General features: G+C 61.6%; 11 protein-coding genes. 1 reads left to right on the forward strand and 10 read right to left on the reverse strand.

Annotation, left to right across the window (positions count from 1 at the left end; genetic code table 11):
* Nucleotides 1–2: 2 nt before the first annotated feature.
* The 7 genes from BLU78_RS09280 to BLU78_RS09310 form a co-directional block, all read right to left on the reverse strand.
* Nucleotides 3–1,883, reverse strand: coding sequence for a hypothetical protein (locus tag BLU78_RS09280; protein ID WP_010266865.1), 1,881 nt, complete (start codon nt 1,881–1,883; stop codon nt 3–5).
* A 21-nt stretch (nt 1,884–1,904) separates the two neighbouring features.
* A complete protein-coding gene (locus BLU78_RS09285) occupies nt 1,905–3,812 on the reverse strand; it encodes a hypothetical protein (RefSeq protein ID WP_010266862.1) in 1,908 nt (635 codons plus the stop codon).
* Nucleotides 3,813–3,830: 18 nt separating this feature from the next.
* Nucleotides 3,831–4,925 (reverse strand): glycoside hydrolase 5 family protein, encoded by a 1,095-nt coding sequence (locus tag BLU78_RS09290; RefSeq protein WP_010266859.1) that lies wholly within the window; start codon nt 4,923–4,925, stop codon nt 3,831–3,833.
* Nucleotides 4,926–4,938: 13 nt separating this feature from the next.
* On the reverse strand, nt 4,939–6,408 hold the full coding sequence (locus BLU78_RS09295) for a RagB/SusD family nutrient uptake outer membrane protein (RefSeq protein ID WP_010266856.1): 1,470 nt from the start codon (nt 6,406–6,408) through the stop codon (nt 4,939–4,941).
* Between the two features lie 20 nt (nt 6,409–6,428).
* A complete protein-coding gene (locus BLU78_RS09300) occupies nt 6,429–9,434 on the reverse strand; it encodes a SusC/RagA family TonB-linked outer membrane protein (RefSeq protein WP_010266852.1) in 3,006 nt (1,001 codons plus the stop codon).
* Between the two features lie 178 nt (nt 9,435–9,612).
* On the reverse strand, nt 9,613–13,596 hold the full coding sequence (locus tag BLU78_RS09305) for a hybrid sensor histidine kinase/response regulator transcription factor (protein WP_010266848.1): 3,984 nt from the start codon (nt 13,594–13,596) through the stop codon (nt 9,613–9,615).
* A 9-nt stretch (nt 13,597–13,605) separates the two neighbouring features.
* Complete coding sequence (locus BLU78_RS09310) at nt 13,606–14,739, reverse strand: aldose epimerase family protein (RefSeq protein WP_026020882.1); 1,134 nt, start codon at nt 14,737–14,739, stop codon at nt 13,606–13,608.
* Nucleotides 14,740–14,937: 198 nt separating this feature from the next.
* Between BLU78_RS09310 and BLU78_RS09315 the strand changes: the two genes are divergently transcribed.
* Nucleotides 14,938–16,335: a sulfatase family protein gene (locus BLU78_RS09315; RefSeq protein WP_010266841.1), complete on the forward strand. Its 1,398-nt coding sequence runs from the start codon at nt 14,938–14,940 to the stop codon at nt 16,333–16,335.
* Between the two features lie 76 nt (nt 16,336–16,411).
* Here the strand turns inward: BLU78_RS09315 and BLU78_RS09320 are convergent, their stop codons facing one another.
* Genes BLU78_RS09320 through BLU78_RS09330 form a run of 3 tightly spaced genes read right to left on the reverse strand, consistent with a single transcriptional unit; the run spans nt 16,412 to nt 22,141 of the window.
* Nucleotides 16,412–17,461, reverse strand: coding sequence for a DUF1735 domain-containing protein (locus BLU78_RS09320; protein ID WP_010266839.1), 1,050 nt, complete (start codon nt 17,459–17,461; stop codon nt 16,412–16,414).
* Nucleotides 17,462–17,480: 19 nt separating this feature from the next.
* Complete coding sequence (locus BLU78_RS09325; RefSeq protein ID WP_010266837.1) at nt 17,481–19,238, reverse strand: RagB/SusD family nutrient uptake outer membrane protein; 1,758 nt, start codon at nt 19,236–19,238, stop codon at nt 17,481–17,483.
* 11 nt (nt 19,239–19,249) lie between these two features.
* Nucleotides 19,250–22,141, reverse strand: a complete 2,892-nt coding sequence (locus BLU78_RS09330) for a SusC/RagA family TonB-linked outer membrane protein (protein ID WP_010266836.1) — start codon at nt 22,139–22,141, stop codon at nt 19,250–19,252.
* Nucleotides 22,142–22,162: the final 21 nt, after the last annotated feature.

The raw sequence follows: 22,162 nt of genomic DNA on the forward strand, positions 1-22,162 counted from the left end.
GGTTATTGCTCGATCTTCACGCAGCGCACGGCCATGCCTTTCGCATGCGGCTCGGCCTTTGTATTCACGCCCGCATTGTTTAAGTAGAGGCGATCGCCGGCGTTGAGCCACATGTATCCGCGGTATTCCAGATATTTTGTGATATGTTTGTCCGCTTCCAGATAACCGGTCGTGGGGAAGTACGATTTCGTATCCTCGCCGTTGAGGGCGAACAGCATTCCGTAGTTTGCGTCGCATTCGGCTTTCGACGTGAATTTCAACTCGGCGAAATGGCGTGCATCGGGGACGCGGTACCCCGCCGGGCAGGGGTCGTACACCGTTTTGACGGAGCCCCCCCCCTCGGGTGCACCGCCCCACAGCAGGTCGTTGCCGCCCGCTCCGACGTACCACTCCTTGGCCGCCAGCAGGCGAGTCTGCGGGTTGCGCGTCGCATAGGCGATGGTTCCGGTCGCCTCCGTGGCGTCTTCGGTCTTCACCAGGTCGCTCGAAGCGCTTTCATAAGGTGTTTTGCCCGGACGCGTCGCCGTCAGGTTGCGGGCGAACGGGTCCTTGCGTCCCCACTGGTAGAACACGCCGTAGGCGTTGCGGTCCTTGGGTGTCGTCGACGTGGCCCCCAGGTTGCGGTCGAGCATTTCGAAGGAACCGGCCTCTTCGAAACGGCACGCTATGTCCTGCGCCTCGCTGACCCAAATATGGTACGACCAGAGAATAGTCCCGTCCGCTTTGCATACGGCCACTACGGCGTTGCCCTTCGTGCCGGTGACGGGCACTTTCAGCGTCGCGCCCTCCATCGCCGGGGCGTCGACCACACTGCCCGAAGCCCCGTTCGCAGGCTGCTGCCAGACGATTTGGGCCTTGGCCGGGACGCCGGCCGGCGCTCCGGAAGCGTCCGTGCAGCGGATTCCCTCGTGCACGTAGTTCCGGCTGAACGTATAATAGGGCGTGGCGTCGATGGAGAGGGTCTGGGCCGAGGCGTCCGCCCGGTAACAGTTCGCCGTGCCGTAATAGCGCGTCAGCGGCAGGCTTTGCAGCGGCGTTACGACGCCGGCCGTCACTGTCACGGCCTGTGCCGTCTCGATCTCGTAGCGGCAGCCGTCGGTGTCGGTGATCCTGAACGAGAATCCCTGCGCATAGGTTCCGGCGGGCAGGAAGATGAGGAATCCGTCCGGTTTCGAGAGGTCGCCGTTCGAGGAGATGTTGGCTCCGCTTCCGCAGTCCACCGTGACCGAGGTTCCCGTCGTCCCCTGATTCAGCTGCGGGGTTCCCGTCGCGGCCTCCACCGTGATCTTTCCGGCGATCTGCTCCCCGCCGCGGGCCGTCGCTTCGATACGTGCGATCTTGATGCCCAGCGCTTGATAGTCGTTGACGCGCAGCAACAGGCCGCCGCAGACGTTCTTGAATTCGAACGTATTGTCATTGGTCGCGGCCACCATCGGCAGCGCCGCGATGTCGGACCCTGCGCCGAGGGCCGATGCGTAGGATTGTCCGGCCAGCGCCGAAAGGTCGATTTCGAACGTGTCGCCCGAAAGCCCTTTCGTCAGGGCGTCGGCCGGATAGACGGCATAGCGCTGCGCGTCGGTGACGGTTTTCGAACTTTCGACCGGATTGAAAATGCCGGTGCGGGTGTTGTCCGAAGCGGTGACATAGGGCGCTCCGGAGGGATTCCCGGCGCTGAACACCTGAATGCGGTCGCCCGATTTCCAGACGACGTTGCGCTGGTTGTCGAGCGCCGTGCGGGTTTGCGCGATGGGCTCCGCGACGACCGACCGGATCGACAGGTCCGTCTCCGGCTGCTGCCGCAGGTCGATTTCCTCCTCGAACTGCGAACATCCGAACGATGCGCATATGGTGGCCGCAATGACGATGATATGGTGTGTTTTCATGATGTTTTCGGTTGTTAACGGTTATTTCCAGGGGTTGACTTCTTCGCCGTTGCTCCATCCGGGGCCGCGGCCGTTGTCGTCGTCGGCTCCCGGTTCGGGTTCGGGAACGGGTTCTGCCGGCACTTTAAGCTCGACGGGCAGCCATTTGTCGTAGTTGCCGGCGGCCAGTCCCGTGAAGGTGTCGTCGCCGGCGGCGTCGTGCAGCACGGCGTTGAAAAGTATGCGGTCGGCGGCCGCGTTGATCCGGTCGCGCGGGATGGCGAGTTCGACCACGTAGCCCCGGTCGTTGTCCGTCTCGTCGAAGGTGCCGAGCACGGTCGCGGCGCATGTCACCGCCGTATTGTCGCATACGAGCGTGCCCTTGGCCGCATCGGGGGTGATTTTCAGGATCAGCGGGTCTCCGGTGGCGTTTCCGCTCTGAATCATCAGGTCGATGCCGTCCGCCGCGGCGAGCCCGTTGTCGAGCCGCTCCACGAGGCAATAGAGGTTGTCGTCGTCGTAAGCGAAGCGGAAAACGGCCTGGGCCTGCGAGACGCTGCCGATGAACAGGGCGTCCTGCACCTCTTTCCAATGGGCGCTGCTACCGGTGAGGGCGGGGGTGAACTGCGTGGCGTTGATGCGGTGGTTCAGGACGAATTTCGCCAGCTGGATGCGGGCGCTGGCGGTTTCCTTATCGTCGATCGTCTGCGTGAATGCATCCGGGAAGACTGCGGCGAGCGTGTGGTCGTCGACCGGTTCGATCGAACCCCATGAACCCCTGCCGGGGAATCCCGGCATCGGATCGCTGAACGACCATGCCTTCGCATCCCCGATTCGCATGTTGAATACGCCGCTGATGTTGCATGAAAGAACGGTCTCTCCGGAGCGGAACTGCCGGAGATAGGGCGCTGCCTGATTCAGGAAGATGTTGTTCTGCCGCTCGGCGGGGCCGTCTTCGTCGCCTGCCGGGGGACCTGCCGCCCAGTTGTCGTTCGAATAGGCCAGTCCCAGGTGGTATTTGTCCTCGGAGGTTCCCGTGCGCCCGAACCGCGATTCGAACGCCACGGCGATCCGCTCCGAGCCGTTGAGTTGGATGGCTACGGGCATCTGGTCGGTGAAAATCACCGTTCCCGATCCGTCTGTGGCTGTTCCGGCCTTTTGGCGGATGATCTTGCCGACGGTGGTCCAGGTCGCTCCGCGGTCCGTCGAACGGAGCAGCGACGTGCCCGAATTGCCCGTCGTGGTGTTCGCATCCGTGAAATAGACGTGTACCTCTCCGGTCGAAAGCTGGAGGGCCGACGGCTCCCAGGTGGTGCCGCGGTAGATGATCTGAGTTTCGCTCCAGGTCTTTCCGTTATCGGACGAACGGCGCATCATGATGCCGTTGTTCAGCGGGTTGAGCCTGTATCCCTTGTTGAGCCGGAACGAGGCGAAGGCAAGAATGTCTCCGTTGTCGAGCACTATGGCATCGGCCGAAGTGAAAAGCACGCGGTCGTCGACATTGCTTTCGTACTGCTTCATGTCCGTCTTGGCGAAGAGCTGTTCGTCGGCGTTCTGCCATGTGATGAAATTCCTGCTGCGGGCGTAATAGACATCGTGGGCCGACGGTCCCTGCTGGTAGATAAGCAGAAAGGTGTTGTCTTTGAGCTTCTTGATGCGGGGGTAGCGGGCGTTCACGGCCGAAAGCAGGGGCTTTTCCAGCTTTATGAAGGAGCGGAAATCCATTTCGAGCGAACTGCCCTGCCACTCCGAGGCGTGCGAATTGAGGTATCCCTGCGTCGCGTTCAGGTCGTGGATCGAAGTGATCTCCGTATCGACGGGCGCGGGGTCGCTGCCGCCCGTACCCGGTTTGGGATTGGGGTTTTCGTCAGCCGACGGCTTGGAGCAGGCGGCCGTCGAGAGGGCCAGCGCCAGCAGCAGGAGGCTGGATATGTTGTGTCGAAGATTCATATTCGGTGGAATTAGCGGTTAATTCATGTTTTTGTCTTGCGTCATGGAACGGATGAAGTCTACCTCCCGCTGGCTGTACGGGGTGCCGTCGAGGCGGAAGATGTCGTGGAACCAGATCTCGGGTTCGGGATCGCCGGCCTTGCTCGACCATTGGAGATGGAAGTTGCACTTCCCGGCGGTGAGTCCCCAGCTGATGGCTCCGACCCGCTCGCGTTTGAGTATGGGCATGATCTCCTCGAAGGTCGAGCGCGGACGCCCCATGTACTCCTGGCAGACCATGGGCCGCCCGAACTGCTTCATCAGGGAGATGAAGGTCTCCATCTCCTCGGGTCCGTAGTAGCAGTGGAACGTCATGATGTCGCAGTTCTCCCCGAGGAACGAGACGATCGGGAAATTGCTGCGCGTGCCGTGTGCTCCGGGGCATATCCAGAGCGGCGACGAGAGCGGCTGCGAGGGGTTCGCTTCGCGCCCCCATTTAAAGACCTCGCGCAGCAGCGGCAGGCTTTGGGCGCCCTGTTTGAAGTTCTCCGGCTCGTTGTAGAGACACCAGAACAGGATGCGGTCGTCGTCGCGGAACGTCGTGAGGATGTCTTTGACGTAGCGTTCGAGGCGGGGCCACGAAGCCGGATCGTTGACCGACGGGGCTCCGGGGCTCTGTATCCACTGCGAGTTGTGGATGCCCTGGATCGATTCGGGCTGTTTGCCCAGCTGCGGGTTTTCGAACCGGCCGCCGTTGGTGAAGAAAGTCACGATGGTCTTGATCCCGTGGCTGCGGCAGATTCCGAGGAATGCGTCGATGCGCTGCTTGAATCCGGCGGGATCGGCCTCCCACACCATGTCGTGCAGGAAGATGCGGACCGTGTTGAATCCGAGTTCCTCGGCCTTGGACATCTCGTAGTCGATGGTCTCCGGATCGAAACTCTCCGCCTGCCACATTTCGAACTGGTTGATGGCCGTGGCCGCGACGTAGTTGAAGCCTACGGGCCACTCCTGCTCCGCATACCAGGCGTTGGCGCGCTCCTGCGACCAGCGCTGCGCCGGGGCAGGGGTTTCCTTGCCGCAGGAGGCTGCGGTGAAGAGAGCGATCGTGAAATAGATAAGTGCCTTTTTCATAATGGTCTGTCTGTCAATATCCGGGGTTTTGATCCTTGGTCGGATCGAGTGATGTGTTGTAGTTGAATTCGTCGGCGGGTACGGGCCACCAGTAGGCTGCGGGGCCCACCTCCGATTCGGCCGCGACACGGCCCGCCCTGACGGCGTATTCGGCCAGTTTGCCGCAGCGTTTCAGGTCGCAGTAGCGTTTTCCTTCGAAGGCGGTTTCGTAGCCGCGTTCCTGAAGCAGCAGCTCCATGAACTTGTCCTGCGTGGCGTAGTCGGCCAGCCGGAAGTCCGAGCCCTGCGGACGGGTGGGTTTCAGACCGTAGGCGCGGCGGTGCACCTGGTTGAGCGCCTCCATGGCCGTTTCGTCGGGTTTGCCGTCGCGGCGGCAGATCGCCTCGGCGTAGTAGAGCAGCGCGTCGGCGTAACGGTACACCGGAAAGTCGTTGGCGGCTCCCGTGCTGTTGTAGTCGCGGAATTTCAGGCAGATCATGCCCGTTTTCGTCAGCGAATTGAGCGTGCCGTTGCCGGTCTGTATCCAGAGGTTGTACTGGTAACGCAGGTCGGCCTTGTCCCATCCTTTGACGAAGAGGTTTTTCTCGTAGTCGGTGTAGATGCCGACGTTTCCGCCGTCGCGCACCGGATTCGGGCGGCAAAGATACATTGACATGAAGTTGTTGCCGTCGTCCTGGTTGTATTTGAAATAGAAGATCTCCTCGCGCGTGGCGTTGGCCGTCGTGCCGTAGATTTTTTCGTAGTCGTCGGCCTTCGAGACCTCCACCAGCCCGTAGCGGTCCGAGTCGATCACCTCGCCGACGGCAGCTGCGGCCTCGCTCCAGCGTTCGAGGTAGAGCAGGGCTTCGGTCTCCAGCATCAGCGCCGCATAGCGCGCGGGACGTCCCGCCTGGGCGACGCTTTCGGGCAGCAGCCCGGCCGCATCGGCGGCTTCCCGGGCGACGAATTCCCAAATGTCGCGTTCGGGCGTGCGCGGCTTGTTGAAGTCGTGCATGTTGTGCTCGTCGAAGAAGGGCACGGCGCCGTAGTAACGGGCCAGATACGAGTAGCTGAAAGCCCGCAGGAAGCGTGCTTCGCCGCTCAGATGGTCGTATTCGAGCTGCGAGAGCTTCGCATCGCCGATCTGCGAGAGTATTTCGTTTGAGAAGCGGATCGCCCGGTAGAGAACGGCCCACGTGTCGTTCGTGAAGCTCACTCCGCCCGAGGTGAGGCCCGTGGCGTAGGAGGTGGCGTAGTTTCCCCGTCCGTAGCAGTAGTCGGCCAGGCTTTCGCTCAGCACCGAGAGATAGCGCCCGAATCCCACCTGGCGGCGCAGCTGATAATAGATCGAATTGATGACGCTCTGCACCTCTGCCGCATTGGACATGAAGGTCGTGGCGTCTACCTTTTTGGGATGTTCTTCGAGGAACTCCCATTTTTCGCACGACGGAAGCGACGTTGCGATACCGGCGGCGGCCAGCAGTATGAATAGGATGTGTTTCATGGTTTGCGAAGGTTAGGTCGTTAGAAAACAAGCCGGCATCCCAGGGTGAAGGTCCGGGCTCCGGGATAGCAGCTGGCGTCGATGCCCTGAGCGAGCGACGTGCTGCCTCCCTTGGCGTTCACGTCGGGGTCCCAGAAGGGGTAGGACGTGATCGTCCAGAGATTCTGCGCGCTGACATAGACGCGGGCCTTGCTGATGACGCGGCTCTTGCTGCACGGGATGTTGTAGCTCAGTTCGAGGTTTTTCAGACGCATGTAGCTGCCGTCGTAGACGAAGCGGTCCGACATCTTCAGCGCGATGTCCTGACGGAGATTGGGATATTTGGCATGGGGCTTTTCGGGCGTCCAGTGGTTGTAGAGCACTTCGCGCAGGGTGTTGGCGTTCGAACTGTAATCGTAGGCGGCCGAGGCCATGCTGAGCGAGTAGATGTCGTTGCCGATCGAGCCCTGGAAGAATGCGCTCAGCGTGAATCCCTTGTAGCTGACCGCCGTGTTGAAGTTGAGCAGGCAGTCGGGGTTCGGGTTGCCGATGATCGTCTTGTCGGCCGGGGTGATGCCGTCCACGCCGTCGAGGTCCTTGTAGACGAGCTGTCCGTTGTCGTCGTATCCCTCCTCGACGTAGCCGTAGAAGACGTACATCGGTTCGCCGATGCGCATCAGGTTGAGCTGGTCGCTGATGATGGTGTTGCTCACCGTGCTTCCGAAGATGTCCTTGTCGTCGGAGAGCGAAAGCACCTTCGACCGGTTGACCGAGAGGTTGACGCCGAAGTCCCACTTCACGGCCTTGTCGATGATGCGCGTGTCGAGCTGCAATTCGACGCCCGCATTCCGGATCGCCCCGACGTTGCGCAGGGCGGTGGTGTAGCCGCTCGACCGGGGCATCTCGACGTCGTTGAGCAGGTTGGTCGTCTTCTTGTGATAGTAATCGGCCGTCAGGCGGATGCGGTTGTTCAGCAGCGCCAGGTCGAGACCCACGTTCCACTGCCCCGTGGTCTCCCAGCGCAGGTCGCCGAGGTAGGTGTTCTTGGGGGCGTAGCCTACGGTGGTGGTCTTGTCGAACACGATATTGACCGATTCGAGCGTGTTCTGCGTCGAATAGGGCGAGATGGCGGTGCTGCCGGTCACGCCGTAACCGACGCGCAGCTTGAGGTCCGACAGCCAGTCGGCCTGCCGGAGGAACTGCTCCTGCGAAATGCGCCAGGCGACGGCTGCCGAGGGGAAATAGCCCCACTTGTTGCCCTTGCTGTAACGCGACGAACCGTCAGCCCGGAAGTTCACGGTGAGCAAGTAGCGGTTGTCGAAGTTGTAGTTGATGCGCCCCAGGAACGAGAGCATCCGCCAGTCGGAGTAACCCGATGTGGGCAGGCCCTTGACATCGGCGGCGTCGAGGTCGTAGGATTCCACCACGTCGCTCAGGAATCCCGATGCGGTTCCCGTGCCGACGGACTTGGAGACGCTCTGTTCGTAGGTGATGCCGCCCATGACGTTGAGGTGGTGCCGGCCGAAGCCCTTGTCATAGGTGATGATGTTGTTGCTGGTGATGTCGACCACCTCGTCGAAGCTGATCGACGCCGCACCGTCGTAGTTCGGATAGGCGAGCGAGCGGGTATGGTCGCTCCGCGCCTGGCTGTTCTGCACGTTGGCGGCGACCTGGATCGAAAGCCCGTCGACCGGTTTTACGGTCAGGGCGGCGTTGGCCAGCAGCCGGTTCGCATACCGCCGGTTTTTCACCTCGTGCAGATAGGCCACGGGATTCATGCCGGCGGTGGGCTGCGTCTGGAAGTCGTTCCACGAGCCGTCGTCGTAGTGCGGCGTGGCCAGCGGCGAGGCCGTGAGGGCCGAGTTGATCACCGTCGTGCCGCGGCTGCCGCCCTGCGAGTTCATCTGGTCGTGGTTCGACCGGCTGAAGATGATGTTCGCCGAAGCGGTGACGTATTTCGAGATGTTGTATTCGAGATTCGTGCGGATCGAGATGCGCTCGTATCCGCCCTTCTTGACGATGCCGTCCTGATCGAAGTAGCTCAGGCCGAGCGACCCCTTGAAGGTCGGGCCGCCGCCCGTGATGTCCACGGCGTGGTTGGTGATCACGGCCGACCGGAAGATTTCGTCCTGCCAGTTGGTGTTCCACACGTTGGCGGCGATCTGTTCGGGCGTGAAGACCGCCGGCTGGTCGTTGACACGGGCCTTCTCGTTCAGATAGGTCATGTATTCGTCGCCGCTGAGCACGTCCATCTGCTTGTAGAGGGTCTGGATGCCGACGCTGCCGTCGTAGCTCACCCGGATCTTGCCCTCCTTGGCGCCCTTCGTCGTGACGATCACTACGCCGTTGGCTCCCCGTGAACCGTAGATGGCCGTCGCCGAGGCGTCTTTGAGAATCTCCACCGACTCGATGTCCGACGTGTTGATCATGTTGATGTTGCCGGGAAATCCGTTGATGATCCACAGGGGTTCGTTGTCGCCCTTGATCGAGTTGGCGCCGCGGATGCGGACCTGGATGGCCGCTCCGGGCTGTCCGTTGAGCTGGTTGATCTGCACGCCCGAGACACGTCCCTGGAGCGCCTGCGCCACCGAGACGTTGGCGAATTCGTTGATCAGGTCGCCCTTGACCTGGGCCACGGCTCCCGAGAGGTCGCGTTTGCGCTGTACGCCGTAACCGACTACGACCAGTTCGTCCATCACGAGACTGCCCTGCGAGAGCCTGATGTCGAATGCCGAGCGGCCGTTGACCGGCTCCTCGCGGTTGTCCATGCCGAGGTAGGTCACCAGCAGCGTGGCGTTGCGCGGGATGTTGCGGAAGCGGACGAAGCCTTTGGCGTCGGAGATTTCGCCCGTATTCGAGCCTTTCACGACGACGGCGGCGCCGGATACGGGATTTCCGTCGTCGTCCAGGATGCGGACCGTACAGGAGTGGTCCGCGTTTTTTTGCGATTGCGCACACAGGCTTTGACAGCAGAACAGCGTGAGGCAGGCGACGATGAGCCATCGGGCTCCCGTTCCTGCTGCACGGAATAGTTTGAGATTTTTCATAAGGGTTGATTTTAGGTTGATCCGAATTCCGTCCGGCCGGCTGCATGGCAGCGTTGAGGTCCTCATCGGCAAATGTAGGAGCTTTTGTTTTACGACGGAACAGGGTGGACCGGGAATGGAAAAATCGTCGCATCGGTTGGAAAAATCCTCTTATCGGCTATTTTCCGACGGCCCGGGACTATTGTTTCTGATACTCGGCGGGCGATACGCCGAACTGCTCCTTGAAACATTTGGCGAAATAGGAGGGGGAATTGAATCCTACGGAGAAGCAGACTTCGCTGATCCGGCACTTGTTCTGGGCGAGCAGCTGGGCCGCTATCGAGAGCCGCTTGGACCTCAGATAGTCGTTCGGGGTGGTGTCGAGCAGCGCCCGGACCTTGCGGATCAGCGTCGAGCGGCTCAGAAAGAGCGCCTCTTCGATCTGTTTGCTGGAAAAGGCCGGTTCGTTGAGGTGCTGCATGATCAGTTCGTCGATCCGGCGCAGGAATTCCTCGTCGGCGCTGTGCAGCCCGAACTGTTTGGGATCGAGCGGCTCCTGCGTGTTCTGGTAGCTTTTTTTCAGCCGGGCGCGCTTGTCCAGAATGGCCCGGATGCAGGCTTCGAGATAGTCGAGCCCGAAAGGCTTTTCAATATAGGTGCTGGCTCCGGCTTCCATGCAGGCGATCTTCGTCGCCGTGTCCGAGATGGCCGATGTTACGATGACGGGGATGTGCGAGAGATCGAAATCCGAGCTGATCGTGCGGCAGAGTTCGATGCCGTTCGTGCCGGGCAGGGCGATGTCCGTGACGACGATGTCCACCTCCTGTTCCTGCAATACGGCGACGGCCTTTTCGGCCGCGTGTACGGCGATGACCCGATAGTCGGCGGCGAGCTTGTGTTTGAGATAGGCCGTGAGTTCCCGGTTGTCCTCCACGAGCAGCAGCAGCGGCAGCGACCGGTCCTGCGGCGCCGGCGGCTCTTGTCCGGCAGCCGTTTCGGGAAGGGGCGCCGCGGCCGGAAGCGTCAGTACGAACGTGGTGCGGAGGGTGTCGTCGGCGAGTTCGAGCGTCCCGGCGTGCATTTCGGCGAGCGAACGGGCGAGGGAGAGTCCGATGCCGAAGCTCCGGGACCCGGGGGACTTGTCGTACTGCACGAAAGGTTTGAATATTTCGGAGCGCTGTTCGGGCGAGATCGGCTCCCCGTCGTTGGTGATGGAGACCGCCGCCGTCCCGCCGTGCGACCGGACGTTTACCTCGATGTAGGATTCCGCATATTTCAGGGCGTTGTGCAGCAGGTTGTTGAGAATCTTGTTCATGGCCGATTCGTCCGCGTCGATGCGGATATTGTCCCTTTCCGCCGTGAACGAGAGCCGCAGGTTGCGTGCTTTGGCGGTCTCCTGGAACGTCGAGCAGAGGAATCCGGTGCGCTCCACGATGTTCATGGGCTTGCAGTCGAGCTTGTAGCCGCGCTTCTCGACCCGCACGAAGTCGAGAAGCTCCCGGACCAGCTGGTCGAGATAGTGCGTGCCGTTGCAGATCGCCTGCAGGTTGTCGCGGTCGGCCGGACTGAGGTGCCCGGATGCCTGTATCTGCTGTAAAGGCGTGTGAATCACCGTCAGCGGGGTTTTGATCTCGTGTACGATATTCGAGAAGAACGTGAGTTTTTGCTGGAAGAGCTCCGCCTCTTTCTGTTTCTTGTAGTTTTCGTGCTTGCGCTTCTCCCGGGCGATGGCCCGCTTGTAGTAGACCTTGAACGCTGCGATGAGCACGCCTGCGAACAGCAGGAGATAGAGCCCGATGGCGGCCGTGCTCTTGTAGAAGCGCTGCTCCACCACGATCGACAGCGGTTCGTGGCTGATGGGCTGTGCGGTCCCCGGCGCCAGGCTGCGGACTTCGAGCGAATAGGTTCCGGCCGGCACGTTGTAATAGAATATCGTATTGTCGGCGACCGTGCGGCGCCATTGTGTGTCGTAGCCCACGAGCCGGCACTCTACGGTGTTGAGCTGCGGCAGCGTCGAGTTGAGGACGGCGAATCCGAATCCGAACGAATTCTGCCGCGGGGAGAGGTGGATGGACCGGGTGCGGTCCACGTTGCGGACGAGGGGCGAACACCTGTCGTCGGAGGGGACGACCAGTTCGTTGCCGATGCGGAATTCGGTGACGGCCAGCCGGGGATCTCCGCTTTCGCGGTCGAATTTCTCGGGGTTGAAGCGGATGAAACCGCTGCGGGAGCCGAAATAGAGGTCGCCGTCCGCGGAGCGGAGTCCGCAGTTCTTGAAATCGTTGTTCAGCAGTCCGTCGAAGATCGTAAAACGCCGGATGGCCTTGGTTTGCGGATTGAAGGCGAAGAGTCCCTTGTCCGAACTCACCCATACGGTCCCGGCGTGATCTTCGAGCACCTGGAAGAAGATGTTCGTGGGCAGCAGGTCGCAGCTGCGGGTGTCGTAGCTCTCGAAGCGTCCGGTGGCGGTGTCGAGGCACCCGAACCCTCCGTTGAAACTCGTGGTCCAGATGCGTCCTCCGGAGCCGGCGAATACCGAGAAGAGCATGTTGAGCGGACCCGGGTCGTCCTCCGTCCCGATGTGGTTGGCCGTGATTTCACCCTGCGTCAGGTCGTAGCATATCAGCCCGTTGGCATAGGTCGAGACCCAGAGTCTCTGCTGTTCGTCTTCATCCATGCCGGTGACGAAAACGCCCTCGAATCCGTCGATCGGGTCGAACGCCTCTTTTTGACGGTCGTAATGCAGCAACCCTACGGTCGTCCCCACGAACAGCTCGCCTTTTGCCGTCCGGTAGATGGCGAATACGCGCTGGTCCAGCATGCTCGCCGAACAGCCGAGCGTTTCGTATTCACGCACGGCCCGGGTCCGAACGTCGAGTCGGTAAAGTCCCTTGTCGGTTCCCAGCCACAGCGCTCCCGGTTCGCAGCAGATCGAGAACTGCGTGTTGGGGAGTTGGCCGTGCACGATGCGCTTCAACGTGCGGCGTTCCGTGTCGTAAAGGAGCAGCCCTTCGTTTTCGGTTGCAATCCAGATGCGCCCCGCGTCGTCGGCCGCGAAGCCCCGCACGAGGCAGTCTTCCAGCGAATGCCCGTCGACGGCGTAATACTTTTCGAACTGCTGCTGGAAAGCGCCGCAATAGTTCACTCCTCCGACGTTCGTTCCGATCCAGATGCCGTCCGAGGCGTCGACGAAGACCGCGAAGGCGTGGCTGTCCGAGAGCGAAAAACGGTTGCGGCTGTCGTATGCGAGTTTTCGGGCCGAATCCGTTCGCGGGTCGTAGCGGTACACGCCTTCGCTGGTGGACATCCAGACGATGCCCTCCCGGCCGACGTACAGGTCTTCGGGCGTGAAACCCCGCGACGGGACGGGGATCAGCGTCCGGATACGGCCGCTGCTGCGGTTCAGCAGGCAGAGCCCCCGCCGGGCGCTGGCCACGTAGATCGTTTCGCTGTCGTCCGGAGCCGAGTTGACGGCCGCGACGTTGTCGTTTCGGAACTCTGTGATCTGTAGAGAGTTGTTCAGTCGGAGACGGCCCGTGCTGTCGTGGCCGATGTAGAGGAACGAATGGTAGAAGAGCCCGATCCACAGGCCGTTGTCGCCATCGATGTGCAGTGTGCGGATGTTCACCGGGAGTGTCTGCCGGCCGTTTTCGAAGAAGTGGTTGCGGAGGGACTGCGTGCGGGGGTCGTAGGCGAAAAGTCCCTGGTTGTTGACCGAAATCCACATCACCCCGTCGGGGCCCCGGCGGATGACGTTGGCCTTGTTGCGGATGACCGTTCCGATGTCGCTCTCGCGGAGGAACGGCTCGAAACGGTCCCGGTCAACGTCGTAGACCGAGACCCCGCGGTCGGTTCCGATCCAGAGATTGCCTTCGGAATCGGTGCAGAGGGCGATCACGTAGGCCGATTTCAGCCCCATCTCCTCTTTGGTGTAGTTGCGGAAGCGGATGCCGTCGAAGCGGCTCAGTCCCGAGGAGGTTCCGAACCAGATGAATCCCTGGGAGTCCTGCACGATTTTGTTCACCCGGTCGTAGGGCAGTTCGCTGTTTCCCGAGTTGTAGTGCGTGAAGTTGAAATCCGGGGCGTCGGAGGCTGTCCCGGCGGCACGGGCGGCTGTCGGAAGGCCGGACCCGGAAAATCCTGTCAGCAGTGCCAGGAGTATGTAATGTCGAAGAGCGGACAAAACGAAAGCCTATTTTGCATAGAAACGGAATTCGGTGACGGAACGGTAACGTTCGCCGGGACGGAGTACCGTGGAGGGGAAATCCGGCCGGTTGGGGGAGTCGGCGAAGTGGATGGTTTCGAGCAGCATGCCGCCGAATTTTTCGAGCGGCACGCCGTTTTTGCCGATCATCCGCCCGTTCAGACCGCGTCCCGTATAGGTCAGCAGCCCCGGTTCGGTCGTCCAGGTCTCCACGCCGCGCCCGCTGCGCGGGGAGTAGAGGTTCGCGGCCCGGGTCAGTTCGCCCGTCTGGTTGCGCAGGGCCCAGCAGACCGAGAAACCCCGCATGATTTGCAACTGCGGGTCGGGCGTGTCTATGGCGTAGTCGATGCGGTGCGGGCTGCGCATGTCGAAAGGCGTATCTTCCACCGGCAGCATCGCTCCGTCCGGCACGTACTGGGCCGTGTTCCGGAAGTAGTGGTCGGCTTCGACTTGCAGTTCGTGGTCCATCACATAGCCGCCGTGCTGCCCTTTGAGATTAAAATAGGTGTGGTTCGAGAGATTGACGACCGTCGGTTTGTCGGTCGCGGCTTCGTATTCGATGCGGCATATGTCGTCTTTCGTCCACCAGTAGGTGACCGTGCAGGCGAGGTTGCCCGGATAGCCCTCCTCGCCGTCGGGGCTCAGGCGCGAGAACCGCACGCCGGCCCGGTCGGCTTCGAGCAGCGCTTCGCCCCGCCACATCACGCGGTCGAATCCCTTCGTTCCGCCGTGCAGATGGCCGGGCCTGCCGCCCAGCGTCTCGTTCGGGGTGAGGTACACCGTGTCGCCGTCGAGCGGAAACGAGGCGCCGCCGATGCGGTTGCCGTAGCGGCCGATCAGGGCTCCGAAGAAACGTTCGCTGCCCGTTTCGAACGAGGTGATGTCGCCGTATCCGACCACCACGTCGTCGATGCGGCCGCTGCGGTCGGGGACGCAGATCCGCACCACGCGGCAACCGTAGTCGATGACCTCCATCGAGGAGCCGGTTCCGTTGCTCAGGCGGTACAGCGTGACGGGCTCTCCCGTCGAAAGGGTTCCGAAAGGTTCGGTCGTAACATCGGGGGTTCGGGGCGTGCAGGCGGTGAGAAGAGCCGCTGCAAGACAAACAGTGCGGAGGTTCATGTCCATAGGTTCGGGTTCAAACAAAGATAGCTATTTTTTTCGATTTGCGCCAGCCCTTCCGGCGGCCGGAGGGCTTCATCCGTCCCCGGATGTGCGGAAGCGGATCTCCTGCCGATTTTCTGTTATCGATTGACGATATTCTGGCATTCCATCGCGGGGATATGTTTGTAAATTTACAATCATCAAAAAACGAATGTCATGCATGACTCTGCAACCCGGTTTATCCGGATCACAGCCCTGGCGTCAGGGCTTCTTCCCGTGTCGGCGGCGGCCGCACAGGGCGAAAAACCCAATATCGTAGTGATCGTCGCGGACGATCTGCTGTCGTCCGAAATCAGTTGTTACGGCGGCCGGAACCTCGAAACGGTGAACATCGACCGCCTGGCCCGCGAAGGGCTGCGGATGACCGGCGCCTATGCCTCGATGGCGATGAGCGTCCCGATCCGGGCGTCGCTCTATACGGGGCTCTATCCTGCGCGCCACGGCTCGTGGCTCAACCACAAGGACACGTTTCTCGGCACGAAGACCGTTTGCGAATACATGGCCGAGGAGGGTTACCGGGTGGCCCGCGCGGGCAAGAACCATCCCGTCAATCCCGACGTCTACCGCTTCGAGGAGCTGCCGGGATTCCCGGTGAACTGCGTGAGCCGCGAGGCTTCCTACGACACCTCCGGCATCCGGGAGTTCATCGCGCGCGACGATCCCAGGCCGTTCCTGCTTTTCGTGTGCAGCATCCATCCCCACGCCCCCTGGACCTGGGGAGACCCCTCCGAATTCGATCCGGATCGCCTCGTCATGCCGGAAAACTGCATCGGCGACCGGCGCATGCGCGAGATTTTTACCCATTATCTGGCCGAGGTCCGGGCGCTGGACGACGAGGTCGGTTCGGTGCTGGAGACGCTGACCGAGTGCGGCGAGCTGGACAATACGCTGGTTTTGTTTCTCGGCGAGCAGGGACCCCAGCTTCCGGGCGGCAAGTGGACCTGCTGGTATCCCGGCGTGCACAGCGCCCTGCTGGCGCGTTATCCGGCGCGCATCCGGCCCGGACGCGTTTCGGATGCCGTCGTGCAGTACGAAGACCTGCTTCCGACCTTCATCGACCTTGCCGGAGGCCGCCGCCGGCGGGAACTCGACGGGAAAAGTTTCAAAAAGGTGCTCTTCGGCGAGCAGGCGAAAGCCCGCCGGTATGCCTACGCCATGCACAACAACTGCACTGCGGGCAACGCCTATCCCATCCGCAGTATCCGCGACGGGCGTTACGTCCTGATCTGGAACCTGCTTCCCGACAGTTCGTTCTACAAAACCTTCATGGATCTCCGCAAGCCCGCTAACCGGAAAGGCTGGTGGCCCGTCTGGACCGACGCCGCGAAGCGGGATTCCGTTGCCCGGAGGCTGGTCGGACGTTATGTGCACCGCCCGGAATTCGAATTCTACGACCTTGCGGACGACCCGTGGGAGATGAACAACCGCATCGGCGACCCTGCGTACCGCGCCCGGATCGACCGCATGAAACGCGAACTGAAAGGGTGGATGAAGCGGCAGGGCGATACGGGCGTCGGAATGGACGTTCCGTTCCGCAACCGGCCCCGCAAGTGACGCCGCCGGGCGATGCGAAACGGCCTTCGGTCGGGTTCATCCCGCCGAAGGCCGTTTCGATTGAACATTGCCGGGATCAGTTGTAGTTTTTCGGATTCTCGTCCTGCCACTCGTTCACGCCGTCGCGGATGCGGTTGCGGAACGTCAGCGTATCCCGGACCTCCGTAAAGGTCCCGTCGCCGTTCGGATAGCGGTAGTGGAGGTACAGCTTCCGGTTCTGGAGCAGCCGCGCGCCGTTGAAGCCGCTCCCCAGGTCCTCGATCTCCTTGCTTCCGTCCACCGATCCCGAAACGCGGATCTCCTTGCCGTCGAGCGTCAGGCGCACCGATCCCTCCTTCGTGCCGATGTAGTTGGTCGTCAGCGCATCCGGCGCGTCGGTCGTCAGCGTGTAGATGCCGTGCGTGCCCTCGTCGCTGGGAACGGCCGTCGGGTAGACCTCTTTCGAAAGCTCCTCTCCCTGGGCATTCACCACCTGCGTTACGCCTCCGTGGTAGTAGTTGCCGAAGAGCTTGTTCTCGTAGCGTACGGCGATGACCTCGAACGATTTGGAAAGCAGGATCGTGTCCGCATCGGCGCTGGTGATGCGGAATCCGACGGCGTAGTAGGGGTTGCGGCTTGCCTGGGCGTCGGCCAGGAATGCCGCCGAATCGGCCTGTACGGTGATCGTTCCGGTATGGCGGCCCCGCCGGATGGTCATTTTCTCGTCGTTGCTGACCGTGAAGTATTCGCGCGGCAGCGGCGTCAACTTTTTGATGCCGCTGGCCTTGACGGCCGCGGTGACGTAGCTCTGGCTCACCGTTCCGGAGGTCGATTTGCCGCTCATCACGTCGAAGGCGGTGAACGGGGCCGAAGGCTGTCCCAGTTCGTCGAGCCCGTTGAAGGGCGCGAGGTCCCCGGTCACCAGTTCGTCGTCGAGCGCGTAGTAGACCGAGCGGTCGCGCTCGTTGTCCATGACGCCCGCGAGCACCGACCCGACCGTGAATTTCATGCCCTCCCCGACCACGAACGTACGCAAGTCGTATTGGTAGGCGATGTATACGCCGCTGTAATCGTAATCTTTGACGTATTCGTCGTAGCATCCCGCAAGGGCCGCGGCAGCCAGCAGTGTTGCAAGTATTTTTTTCATAAGTATCGTTTTTTCGGTTTTATTCCCAGTTGGACCAGCCTGCGTTCTGAACGATGCCCTTCATGCGGACTACTTCCGTGTAGGGGATCGGCACGTAGAGCGAGGGATAGCTGCGCTTTTCGACCTCTTCGTAGGCGATCGACTGGCGGGTGATCCGGGGGCGGTTGATTACGTCGTTGAGTTCGGAAACGTCCGTCGCCCAGCGGCGCAGGTCGTAGAAACGCTGCCCCTCGAAGCAGAGTTCGATGCGGCGTTCGTTGCGCACGAGCTTCTCGAATTCCTCGGGACCCGCGGCGGCGCACTCGTCGAGATAGGGGTCCGCCGTCGCTCCGACTCCCGCTATTCCGTCGTTGGTCGGACGTCTGCGCAGATAGGCGATGGCCTGCTTGGGGGTGTAGCCGTAGAGTTCCGTCGTCGGACCCGACACCCGGTTGGCGGCCTCGGCGAAGATCAGGCACATGTGGGTCCAGCGCATGAAAAAGATCGACTTGGGCATCGTCTGGACCTTGTCGTCGTCCTTGTTCCAGCCCAGGTAGACGTATTTGCGGATGTAGTAGTTGGTCATCGTGTTGTTCACGCCGCCCGCTTCGTCGCGTCCGCCGACCGAGGTGTCGAACGTGTACATCAGTTCGTTGTTGGTGATGCGGCGGATTTCGGCGCCGTTATAAAAGACGGTGCTGTAAAAACGGGGATCGCGGTTGGCGTAGGGCGTGTTCTCGTTATAATTGGCTTCCGGATGGTCGATCGGGTATCCGTTCGCTGCCGGGAAGGCATCGACCAGATTTTGCGTCGGTCCCACGCTGCCCGTTCCGAGGAACCCGTCGGGGTAGAAGAGATTCTCCATCGTGCTGCCTTTCGAATAGTCGGACGACCAGATGATCTCGGGGCTGTTGGGATCGGTCCAGGTGAAAGCGGCGGTCGGGTCGAATCCGTGGGCGCCGTCCTGCGTGATCTTGAAGTCCATCACCTCGGCGGCATATTTCGCCGCATTCTCCCAGCGCTTCGGATCGTTCTCGGGGTTGAACGCCGGCGAGGCCCATTGCAGCCAGGTCATGGCTTTCAGCGCCTTCACGGCGACGCCGTCGAAGCGGTGCCAGCGCACGGCGCCCTGCACCGAGATGTCTTCGGCCAGCCAGTCGCGGTTGGCTGCGGGCAGGTAGACCAGCGCCGAATCGCAGTCTTTCAGGATTTGTTCCACGCATTGTTCGTAGGTGGCGCGTTCGAATGAGCCGGCGTCGGCGTCGAAGACATCGACGGGTTCGAGCAGGATGGGAAATCCCAGCAGCCGCCCGTCGGTGCCCCGGCCGCCCCATTTGCGCAGCAGGTCGAACTGGTACCAGGCCCGCAGGGCGTAGGCGTCGCCCTGCAACGCGCGTTGCAGGCGGCGGTTCTGCTCGTTGTCGATCATGTAGCGGGTGTTGATGCCCAGACGGTCTTTGAGGAATTTGTTGACGTACATGATGGCGCGGTAGTCGCGGATCCAGAAAGTTTTGAACGGGTCGCTGGCGGGAGTTCCCGTGCCGACCGCGAAACGGCGCATGGCGTGGGTCTGCGCCGTGATGACCGCGTCGTCGGTGGCGCCGTCGAGGTAGACGTATTCGCCGCCGGAGTAGAGCTTGGGCAGCAGGTCGTAGCTCTTTTCCACGAAACCGCGGATCATCGAGGGATATTCCAGCAGGTTTTTGTCCGTATAGTGGCCGTTGGGCAGCGGTTCGAGGAAGTCGGAGCAGCCTGCGAACGTCAGGACGGCGGCCAGCGCGATTATCAGTTTTTTCATGTCCTTGCAGGTTAAAAGGTGAATTTGAAGCCGGCCGTGAAGGTCCGGTAGAGCGGATAGGTCGTAACGCCGGCATTGATGTTTTCGGGGTCTACGTCCTTGATGCCGCTGATGGTGCAGAGGTTGGCGCCGCGCAGGAAGACGCGCAGTCCCTTGACGGCCGACTGGCTGCGGAAGCGGACGTTGTAGCCCAGCTCGATGTTCTGGATCTTGAAATAACCTCCGTCGCGCAGCCAGAAGTTCGAGGCCTGGAAGTTGTTCGTCTGCTTGATGTACGTCAGACGGGGATAGTCGCCGCCGATGTTGTCGCGCACGAAGTGCGAGTAGGTGCCCGTGCTCCATCCGTTCCAGAAATACTTGTTGGTCAGCCCCGTGTCGTATGAAGCGCGGCCCGTTCCGACGATCGTGAAGTCGAAATTCCGGTAGCGCAGGTTGATGCTCACCGAGTAGTCGAACCGGGGGCTGCTGTTGCCGATGACCTTCTGGTCGTTGCTGTCGATGAGTCCGTCGTTGTTCAGGTCGGCGTATTTCAGGTCGCCGACTTGCACTTCGTCGTCGAAGAGCTGGCGGGGCGAAGTCTCGATCTCCTCCCGCGAGGTGAATTTGCCCAGGCAGACGTATCCCCGGTAGGAGCCGGTCGCCGTGCCGGTGACCTTCTGATAGTCGTAGACGACGTTTTCGTTGTAGCGCAGGTATTTTCCCCGCATCGTCGTGAGGCTTCCGCCCACCGTGTAGTGGAAATCGCCGATCCGGTCGGACCAGTAGAGCGCCGCCTCCCAGCCCTGGTAACGGATGCGGTTGTAGTTTTCATAGGTGCTGATGCCGTCCATGCCGTAGATTCCTGGCAGCGTGCCGCTCATCTCGGTGATGATTCCGTCGCGCAGGATGTTGTAGTAGTTGGCTTCGACCGAAAGACGGTTGCCCAGCAGCGCGGCGTCGATACCGACGGTGAACTCCTTGCGCTTCTCCCAGGTGAGGTCGGGATTGCCCAGCCGCGAGATGGTGTTGACGTAGGACTGGTTGGCGTTGGTCGATCCGATCCACTGGTAGCCTGTGGTGTAGGGGCCGAACTTGATGCCCGAGCTTTTCGTGTAGTTGTCTTCGTAGAGGTCCTGCGAGCCGAACGAGCCGTAGCCGATCATGCCGGCCTGCCCGCGCACCTTGAGGTAGTCGATCCATTTCACGTCCTGCATGAATCCCTCTTCGGAGACGACCCAGCCCAGACCCAGCGCAGGAAATGCTTCGAAACGCCTGCCGGGTGCGAACATCGGCGATCCGGCGTAATTCACGACGGCCTGGAAGAGGTATTTGCCGCGGTAAGCGTAGTCGAAAGTGCCGATGAGCGACATCATTCGTTCGCGGACCGCGTTGCCCGTCCGCTCGACCGATTCCAGCCACCAGGTCGCCGAAGCCCCGACGCGGTGGTCGTCGTTCCGGTAGTCGTAGCTCAGCCGTTCGTGCAGGTAGAGTCCCTGATGGGTCCATTTGCCCATGCTCGATTTGCCGGAGACCTGCGTTCCCTCGTGCGAAGTTTTGACGGTCTCTTCCGTGACGGGGTCGTAGATGACGGCCGTGTAGTCGGGGTTCTTGCCGATGCGGTTCATGTTGAAGAGGTTCAGCCCCACGTAGGACTGGAATTTGAGCCCTTTGACCAGCGCGTGCAGGTCGTAGGAGAGCGTGGCGTTGACCACTCCCGAGCGGCCGCGTTCAGTCGAGAAGCCGTTCTCGGTCAGCGATGCGTAGGGGTTGTCCTGGTAGACCGTGCTGACGCCGTAGATCTTGTTGCCCGTCTCCTCGTCGTGCGAGACGATCAGCGGGAACGCGATCGCAGGGATCGTGGTGACCTGACTGAGAGCGCTTTCGAACTCCGTGGCCGAGGAGCTGCCGTAGCCGTAGCGGGGCTGGCGGCGGAAGCTGATTCCTCCGCTGAATCCCAGGTCGATCAGGAGGTCCTGCGTGACGGCCGCTTTGAGATAGGTGCGGACGTTCACCCGGTTGAAATCGGCCTTGCTGCCCACCTTGTAGATGTCGCCCTCGCCGGCGTAACCCACGTAGGCGCTGTATTGGAGTTTCTGGGTGCCTCCGTCGATGGTGACGTTGGCTTTGTAATAGGGTTTCGTGTCCTTGAACATCATCGACCGGTAGTCGACGTTCGGATAGGTCAGGTCGTAGGGGTCTTTGCGGGCGTAGTTTTCGATCGCCTCGTTCGAGTAGGGCGGGAGATAGCCGCTGTTGATGCGCGCCTGGTTTTGGAGCCGGGTGTACTCGACGCCGTTGACCCATTCGGGGAAGCGGTCTACGACGCTCACGCCGCTTTCGAAGCCGACGCGGATCGACCGTCCGTGAGTCCTTCCCCGGCGGGTGGTGATGTAGAGTATGCCTCCGGCGGCGCGCGAGCCCAGCAGCGCCTTGTCGGCGATGTCGCGGATGAAAGTCATGCTCTCGATCTCCTCGGGATCGAGTTGCAGCTGGGTGATGTAGACCGGCATGCCGTCCACGACGTATGTGGGCGTCTCGCCGCGGGCGGAGATTGCCGTACGGCCCCCTTCCGTGCCGTAGGTCATGCCGGGCACTCCCGTCATTTCGCGGACGGTGAGTCCTGCGACGACACCCGTGAGCGAGTTGCGGAAATCGTTGGTCGGGTATTTGTCGATGTCGTGTTCGTAATAGGTCGTCGAGTTGCCCGTGGCGACCGCCTTGTTCAAGGTGCGGGCGTAAGGCAGTTCGAGCGTCTGATAGACGCGCAGGGTCCGCCGGGCCCGGATCGCGGAGTCTGCGGCGATCCGTTCGGCGGTCAGCACCGGTCCTTCGGAACCCTGCCCGCCGCCTTGCGGGGCGCCCGCGGCCGTTGCGGCCGCCAGCAGGAGCATCGTGCCGGTCAGGAGTATGTTGCGGTTTCTCATGGTTTTATATTCGGGCTAAGA

The sequence above is a fragment of the Alistipes timonensis JC136 genome, from assembly GCF_900107675.1.
GTDB classification, from domain to species: Bacteria; Bacteroidota; Bacteroidia; order Bacteroidales; family Rikenellaceae; genus Alistipes; species Alistipes timonensis.